The organism is Proteus sp. STS61-E (assembly GCF_040932335.1).
Lineage (GTDB): Bacteria > Pseudomonadota > Gammaproteobacteria > Enterobacterales > Enterobacteriaceae > Proteus > Proteus mirabilis_B.
The window spans coordinates 1-1259 of sequence record NZ_JBFQGE010000014.1 but is presented as its reverse complement, the minus strand read 5'-3'; the positions used below and the strand labels follow the sequence as shown (position 1 = coordinate 1259).

Genomic DNA, 1259 nt, shown 5'->3' with positions numbered 1-1259 from the left:
CGTTGGGTATATATACCGGATTAAAATATCAACTAAGTAAGGTAACTATTGTATTTTGAATAAATAACTTTTTTAAGATTTGTAGTATTGGAAGGCATATTGAGAATAACGCAACATGCAGAAATTGAAAGGGAAATACGAAGTTTTATCGGTGCCGGTTAAATAACTGGCACCAGGTAAATTAACGCCAGCGTTCTGTCGCCCAGGCGACCTGCTGTTGTGCGTCGTGAAAAGTCCAAGCCACGAAGCGACTGATTTTTTGCCCCTGCGCCATTTCAATGGTACGGACTTCGGCCGCACCCACCAGCTTCAAGGCGTGATAAATCGAAGGCAAGGTAGTGCTTTTAGAAATCAACGAGGTGAACCACAGGCAGTTTTGCGCCAGGCTAACGCTCTCCTCTACCATTTTACGCACAAAGGCTTCTTCACCGCCTTCACACCATAGCTCTTTATTTTTGCCGCCAAAGTTATGTACCGGCGTGTCGGCTACTTCGCCTTTACCCAGTTTGTGCAGTTTGCGGCGGGTGCTGGCTTGCGCTTCCTGTTCAGAGCTGTGGAACGGTGGATTACACAGTGTGGCATCAAATTTCTCCGCCACGCCGATGATGCCGTTCAAAATACATTCGGGGTGTTTTTGTAAACGCAGGCGCACGCCGTTTCTCAGTGTCGGATTCATCTCCACGATCATTTTGGCCGAATTGAGCGATATCGGATTAATCTCCGAACCGGTAAAACGCCAGCCGTATTCACGCAGGCCAATAATCGGATAAATACAGTTGGCACCAACACCCACATCAAGGATCGCCACGCCTTTACCGCGAGGGAACTCACCGCCGTTGCTGGTCGCCAGCAGGTCGGCCAGATGGTGTAAATAGTCGGCACGCCCGGGGATCGGCGGGCACAGATAATCGGCGGGAATGTCCCAGTGTTCAATGCCATAAAAATGTTGCAGTAATGCACGGTTGAGCATTTTAACCGCCGCAGGATCGGCAAAATCTATCGAGATGTCGCCCCAAGCGTTCGGCTTGATGAACGGCTCCAGTGCGGGGCAACTAGCGATCAGCGCCGGGAAATCATAGCGTGAACGATGACGGTTACGCGGGTGCAAGCCGCTTTTCTGCTGCAGGAAGGTTTTCTTTTTTTCCACCGTGAAAGGTTCTCTTAAAGGTATTTCTGACGCGTACGATACCATATACCCTATAGCTTTCAAGTTGCAGCTAACAGCTCGGGATGAAACCGTATTAAGCCTGCATTCAGAG

Annotated in this window: 1 protein-coding gene; it reads right to left on the bottom strand. The window is 49.4% G+C overall.

The genetic code is table 11. The features are described from left to right. Positions 1–181: 181 nt before the first annotated feature. The gene (gene rlmF / locus AB4J89_RS18960; protein WP_191902004.1) at positions 182–1147 is read right to left on the bottom strand and encodes a 23S rRNA (adenine(1618)-N(6))-methyltransferase RlmF; all 966 of its coding nucleotides are present in this window, start codon (positions 1145–1147) and stop codon (positions 182–184) included. Positions 1148–1259: the final 112 nt, after the last annotated feature.